The organism is Pseudoalteromonas sp. SG45-5, from assembly GCF_014164085.1.
Lineage (GTDB): Bacteria > Pseudomonadota > Gammaproteobacteria > Enterobacterales > Alteromonadaceae > Pseudoalteromonas > Pseudoalteromonas aliena.
Map to the genome: position 1 here is coordinate 1 of NZ_JACJEM010000099.1, position 6,411 is coordinate 6,411.

General features: G+C 37.1%; 4 protein-coding genes and 1 tRNA gene. 3 read left to right on the top strand and 2 right to left on the bottom strand.

Annotated features, from left to right (window positions below; translation table 11 throughout):
* The first annotated feature begins 365 nt into the window (after positions 1 to 365).
* Positions 366 to 455 (top strand) — tRNA-Ser (locus tag H5119_RS19580).
* A 275-nt stretch (positions 456 to 730) separates the two neighbouring features.
* Here the strand turns inward: H5119_RS19580 and H5119_RS19585 are convergent.
* Positions 731 to 3,394: a CHASE domain-containing protein gene (locus H5119_RS19585; RefSeq protein WP_182703427.1), complete on the bottom strand. Its 2,664-nt coding sequence runs from the start codon at positions 3,392 to 3,394 to the stop codon at positions 731 to 733.
* 250 nt (positions 3,395 to 3,644) lie between these two features.
* Here H5119_RS19585 and H5119_RS19590 point away from each other — a divergent pair, with 250 nt between their 5' ends.
* Positions 3,645 to 4,526 (top strand): alpha/beta fold hydrolase, encoded by an 882-nt coding sequence (locus H5119_RS19590; protein WP_182703428.1) that lies wholly within the window; start codon positions 3,645 to 3,647, stop codon positions 4,524 to 4,526.
* Positions 4,527 to 4,579: 53 nt separating this feature from the next.
* Here H5119_RS19590 and H5119_RS19595 read toward each other — a convergent pair whose 3' ends face one another.
* Complete coding sequence (locus tag H5119_RS19595; protein ID WP_138585855.1) at positions 4,580 to 4,969, bottom strand: DUF2750 domain-containing protein; 390 nt, start codon at positions 4,967 to 4,969, stop codon at positions 4,580 to 4,582.
* A gap of 225 nt (positions 4,970 to 5,194) precedes the next feature.
* Between H5119_RS19595 and H5119_RS19600 the strand changes: the two genes are divergently transcribed.
* Positions 5,195 to 6,238: an alkene reductase gene (locus H5119_RS19600; RefSeq protein ID WP_077537599.1), complete on the top strand. Its 1,044-nt coding sequence runs from the start codon at positions 5,195 to 5,197 to the stop codon at positions 6,236 to 6,238.
* The last annotated feature ends 173 nt before the right edge of the window (positions 6,239 to 6,411 follow it).

Here is a 6,411-nt window from a genome sequence, read left to right on the forward strand (position 1 = left end):
CTGGATAATAAATCTATCTCGAGCAGCTATTTTCAGCGCTAACTGCGTTGAATTTACTTGCAATAGGCCAGCTATTGACGCGTAAATTCGCCTTGTTTTCACTGAAAATCTCTGGCTAGAGAAAAACTTTAAATATCATTATGGCTCAATACGTTAGCAAATCTCTTAACCAGAGTTCAGGTTAAGTAATTTTAGAAGTAGTAATAAAAACGGTTGAATCTCAAATTTAGCCGTTTTTTTATACTTAAACGTAAGTGGTTGTTTGATAAATAAGCATTTGAAGGTTCATCTTTAAAAATGCCTTGCGCCAAGGGTATCTATTTCATACTATAGCGCGCTGTTGCATTACACAATTGCAACACTGTGGAGGGATGGCTGAGTGGCTGAAGGCGCACGCCTGGAAAGTGTGTTTAGGTTTACCCCTAACGAGGGTTCGAATCCCTCTCCCTCCACCATTATTCAATATTAGGACGCTTTATGGCGTCCTTTTTTGTGCCTGTAACAAAGTAGAGCAATACAGGGAATAATAATACCTTCTCAATTTGAGTACTTAAACCCAGCGCTAACTACGTCAAAGGTTTCTTGTTACACGGATGCAGGAGAAAGAGTAATACAGGAACAATGGCTGAAAATAACTAAATAACGAAATTTTTCCTTGTTATCAACAAGGTTTTGAACTTAATAATAACTCACTTAATTAAGCGAACGAGTATTAGGTGTACTTACCACTTTATATGGTGTGCAAAAATCTAATAAGCTCTTGTTTTTCAATTGGCTTTGAAACATAGCCATCAAAAAACTGTTTATAGAGCTCTTTTTGCTCGGCAAACACATTTGCGGTTAGTGCGATAATAATTTGTTTACTATCTATTTTCTTTATTTTTTTACATGCTTCAAAACCATCCATTTTTGGCATCTGAATATCCATAAAAATTATATCAGGTGATAAAGATTCATAGAGTGAAATTGCCTCAAGGCCGTTATTTGCAATAACAATGTTTGCATGCGTAGGCGCTAGCATTGCGGTTACCACAAGCTGATTAATTTTATTGTCTTCTGCGATTAAAATTGTTTTATTTGTTAAGTCAGGAAAGTCTAAACCTTTTATATTTAAGTCAGTTGGTTTTATGCTCGCTTGTTTAAGTGGCAAATAAACACTAAATTGACTGCCAACACCTAACTCACTCGTTACTTCAATTTCACCCTTCATTAAATTGACTAATGATTTAGTGATTGGCAGGCCAAGCCCTGTACCACCATACTCTCTGGTGGTTGACGTTTCTGCTTGCTCAAAGCGTTCGAATAATCTATCAATAGTATCTTGTGAAATGCCAATTCCCGTGTCAGAAATGACGCTACAGACTCTATTATCATTTGTTAATTTAAATTCAACGGTAACGCCACCTTTATGTGTGAATTTAATTGCGTTGGAAATTAAATTTAAAAATATTTGTCTGAGCCTAACCGCATCACCGACCCAATATTTATGGTCAATATTAGAAATAAAGCGTAAGTAAATATGCTTTTCGTTTGCTGGTACACTTAAATCTGACTCTAAGTGGTTTATTAATTCGTCTAGTTCAAATGGTTTTTTTTCAAGCGACAACTTACCTACTTCAATCTTAGAAAAATCAAGTATGTCATTAATAATGGTGGTAAGCGCTCTGGTTGAATAAAGGGCTTTATTTAGAAAATCTTTTGATTTTTCATTAAGAGATTGCTCTTGTAATAACTGTAAAGTACCTAAAACGCCATTCATCGGGGTGCGAATTTCGTGACTCATGTTTGCTAAAAATTCTGACTTCGCTTTTGAAGCTTGTTCGGCTAACTCTTTTGATTTAGCGAGTGCATGCTCGTGTGCTATTTGATCTGTTAAATCATATGATATACCTAAATAGCCCACTATTTTTCCGTAGTCATTTAATAGCGAGGTGACACTTAAACTTATTTGGGTGTGTTCGTTATTACTATCAACATAGGTCCATTGGTTGGTATCTGGCACAGTCGGTGTTGCTTTGGCTATGAATACTTCAAATCCTGGTTTTATTGGTTTTTTGAGCTCTTGCGTAAGCAGCTCTGCTCTTTCGATAACTTCGTGCGCTAGATGAAAAATAGCGGGTGTTTCAATTCCAATCACTTTGCTTGCTTGGTAGCCAAGCAGCTTCTCAGCGGCTGGATTAAATTCTGTGATTAAACCGTTTATATCGGTAGCAATAATAGAGTAACTTGCGCCATTTAATATACTACGCTGCAAAGTACTTATGTTTTCAATTTGCAGCGTTCGCAATTTCACTTCACTTTCTAATTGTGAATTTGCGAGTTCAAGTATTTGTTCATGTTTTTTAGCGGTATCTACTTTTAATTGTATTTTTTGCGCCTTTCGATACAAAAACAACTGTAAAGCGAAGATAAAAATCATTGTAAAAAGAGTTAAAAATACGCTATCAACCAAAGCCTGATATTTGTTGGGTAAGTGTAAGCTTTCAATAAATGCATTAGAGCCGTGAAGTGTTACTTTCCAGCTGCGTCCCATAATTTGGATTGTGTTTGAGGTGTAAAACGCTGAGTTATTGTTTTCATCACCGTACTGAAAGAATGTAAATTCGGTATCGTTATATAAATCGCTGATGGTAAGGTAGTTTTCATCTACTTGTGCAAGTGAATCTAAAATATTGTTGATTAATAAAGGCGAGTATGTCCAACCTATTAGTGCTTCAAGGCGTTTTTCTCTGTTTGTTGGTACGGTAATGTTTTTATAAACAGGGATTAAAATTAAAAAGCCTTGCTGTGTTTTTTTATCGGCTTGTACCAAGGTAATGGGGGCTGAAAGTTGAGCGCTATTATTAATTGCAGCATTTAATGCCGCTTTTCGGCGAATAGCCTCAGATCCAATATCAAGCCCAATTGCTTGTAAATTGTTTTGTTCAGGAAAAATATATTGAATAATAAAGCGCTCATCGTCATAGCGAGACAGCTCTTTGAGATTGAACTTTTTATCAGGCCTGTCATTTTTAGCATCTTCTAAAAACTGTACTAATTGATCAGAGCGTACTCTTTTAACATAGCCAATACCATTAGCCCCAGGAAATTCGAGCGCGTAGTTACGACTATTAGAGTAGTTTGTTATGGCTTGATAATTTAAGTTGGCAACACCTATTCCATGTATAAACCCTTTTAAGCCATATAACCCGTACTTATAAAGATGAACTCGGTTATTTATTCCCGTTGTTAACGTTGTTAGTCGAGTGTCTAAAGCGGTTACAATTTTAGAGTCGATTGCTTGTTGATGCTTAAGATGCTGGAAAAACGAGAAAATAACACCGATAATCAGAATTAAAAGCTGAACAACTGTTTGCAGCACAAACTTTTTATTAGCCCAGCGTGTTAGAACCATATATACATCCTTTTTTATGTGTTTGTGTTGGGCTTTGAATACTTTGTGATGAAGCTAAATATAGCACTTATTTAAAAGCTTACAACCAGAATACTTAAACTCTGTTGAACTTTAGAGATTGAATTTCTTGCAGTTTGCTTTGTTTTTAAGCTGAAGTAGTATAACTAACCAAGATGTATTTTTTAATACCTATTTAAACCACTCTTATGATAAAACTAAACTAAGTGCAACCAACGTTTAAGCTACGCAGATGTTAACTTTACAGCAATGGCGATCGCAGGGCCGATTTATTCACATTAATGGTCATAAGGTATTTACTAATACTGCTGGTGACATAACTAAACCAGCATTACTGTTAATACATGGTTTTCCCAGTGCGAGTTGGGACTGGGAAGGTATGTGGCAAGCGCTCAGTGAGCAGTACTTTGTGATCACGCTTGATATGTTAGGTTTTGGTTTATCGGATAAACCTAAAAATTCAGACTATAAAATCACTGAACAAGCCGATTTGTATACTCAGTTTTTAAACACATTAAATACTAATGATATACATATTTTAGCTCATGATTATGGCGATACAGTGGCTCAAGAAATATTAGCAAGGCAAGTACATAATCAAAGTGCCATAACGATCAATAGTGTTTGCTTTTTAAATGGTGGACTGTTTCCAGAAGTGCACAAACCCTTATTTATACAAAAATTATTATTATCTAAGCTTGGTTGGCTAGTGCCAAAATTGATGAATAAACAAAAATTCGCCAATAATTTAGTCACTGTTTTTGGTAAAAATACACCGCCTTCAACACAGGTAATTGACACATTATGGACATTATTAATTTATAACGATGGCCTAAGTGCAATGCCAAAACTGATTCATTATATAAACCAACGCAAGCAAAACCGAGAGCGTTGGGTGGGTGCTATTATTAACAGTAATATTCCTATTACGTTCATCGCAGGCGGGGAAGACCCTATTTCTGGCAAGCACATGATTGAGCATTATAAAAAGCTTATCCCAAACGCCAGCGTTAAAGAGTTCCCAGAGCTTGGTCATTACCCGCAAGTCGAAGATGCTGATGCAATTACTCAGGCTTATTTAAAATTTAGAGAAGCCATTAAAAAACGCGGCTAATTTATGCGCCGCGCTTGTAAGTTAAAGAACTCTGGATATTTAGGCTTTGAACCTTAGTATTTTTGCTTCGGTGCTTTTAGTTGTTTTTCAAACTCATCAGAAAAGAGGATAGTGCCGTCATCTTCCTCAGTAGGGAATGCAGCAATCAGTAAATCATCTTCTTCAAGCCCCGGTGTCCAGCGGCTAAACCAATCCGCAAGAGGAATTGCTTTAGCGCTGCAGCCAGCCCATTCACCAGTTGCCCATGCTTCTGCAAATTCGCGAGTTGGCCAAACGGGTACGCAGTCGTCATCTTCATTGGCAAGCATAACGCAGCCATCATCATCGTTTAAAATCCATACTTGTTTGAATTGCTGTACGGTTTCGAACATATAGGCTAGGCGTTTTTTTGCCCCAAGCCCTAAAATTACTGCTTGTTCTTCACTTAAATTTGGCGTTGTCATAATTGGCTCACTCTTAATTACTATATCTATATTATATGCACACAAGTATATCGAGTTATATGACAGAGTGTTGAAAAGTTACTATTTAATTTCATCGTTGTAGATCTAATTTACATACATATGAGTATAAATTTGTCACTAATTTGAGCGATCATTCAAAATAGACTTGAATGTTTGTCAAAAGACCGCATTGTAGTAAGCATACTTTTAATGAAGGATTGAAAAATGACCACCGATTTACTTGCTCCGTTTAAACTAAATAACACGATTGAGCTTAAAAACCGTGTGCTTATGGCACCACTAACACGTTGTATGGCAGATGATAATTTAGTGCCAACGCAAGATATGGTTGACTATTATGCTCGCCGTGCCCAAACCGGTTTAATTATTAGTGAAGCAACGATTATCCGCCCTGACGCGCAAGGCTACCCAAATACACCAGGATTATTTACCAGTGAGCAAATTCAGGGTTGGAGAAAAGTTACAGATGCAGTGCATGCAAGTGGCGGCAAAATGTTTGCTCAACTTTGGCATGTTGGCCGTGTTGCGCATCCTCACTTTTTTGATGGTGATGTACTTGCACCATCGGCAATCGGCGTTGAAGGCTCTGTACCACGTATGCGTGAGCTTACCTACATTACGCCAAAAGCAGTTACAATTGACGATATCAAAGGCTTAGTTGCTGATTACGCAAAAGCGGCAGAAAATGCCATTGAAGCGGGTTTTGATGGCGTGGAAATTCACGGTGCTAACGGGTATTTGATTGATCAGTTTTTGCATTACGCTGCCAATACACGCAGCGATGAATACGGTCAAACGCCTGAAAATATGTCGCGTTTTGCACTAGAAGTAACGGATGCCGTTATTGCTGTAGTCGGAAATGAGCGTACTGCTTTGCGCTTAACACCGGGCGCTTATTTTAATATGAGTGAAGATAGTCGTGACAAAGCCGTGTTTGATTATTTATTACCAGAGCTTGAAAAAAGAGATTTAGCGTATTTACACGGCGGTATTTTTGACGACAGCACAACGTTTGATGCGCTTGAAGGTAAAACGACCTCTGAATTTTTACGTGCGGGCTACAAAGGCACACTTGTAGGTGTAGGCAGTTATAGTTTTGAAGCAGCCAAAGAGGCAATTAACGACGATAAATTTGATTTAATAGCGATTGGTCGCCCACTTATTGCGAACCCTGACTACATTAGTAAAATTGAAAATGGTGAAGAGTTAGTGCCATACAGCGATGAGATGCTTGCTGAGTTAAAATAAATTACTCGTTGTAATAAGTTTTAGAAAATAATTAAGACACTTTAAGTTATACCAAACTGCATAAATCTTTGATCAATTTAACGAATTAAATTGCACTATAACGTCGTTAAAAATTTTTTATTTAGAACAACTAGATACAAAAATTTTTGCCTAGTTCTAGCGTAATTTTCTTA

Coding starts and splice junctions, on each gene's coding strand:
- H5119_RS19600 (WP_077537599.1), top strand. CDS start 5,195: ATGACCACCGATTTACTTGCTCCGTTTAAACTAAATAACACGATTGAG.
- H5119_RS19585 (WP_182703427.1), bottom strand. CDS start 3,394: ATGGTTCTAACACGCTGGGCTAATAAAAAGTTTGTGCTGCAAACAGTT.
- H5119_RS19595 (WP_138585855.1), bottom strand. CDS start 4,969: ATGACAACGCCAAATTTAAGTGAAGAACAAGCAGTAATTTTAGGGCTT.
- H5119_RS19590 (WP_182703428.1), top strand. CDS start 3,645: ATGTTAACTTTACAGCAATGGCGATCGCAGGGCCGATTTATTCACATT.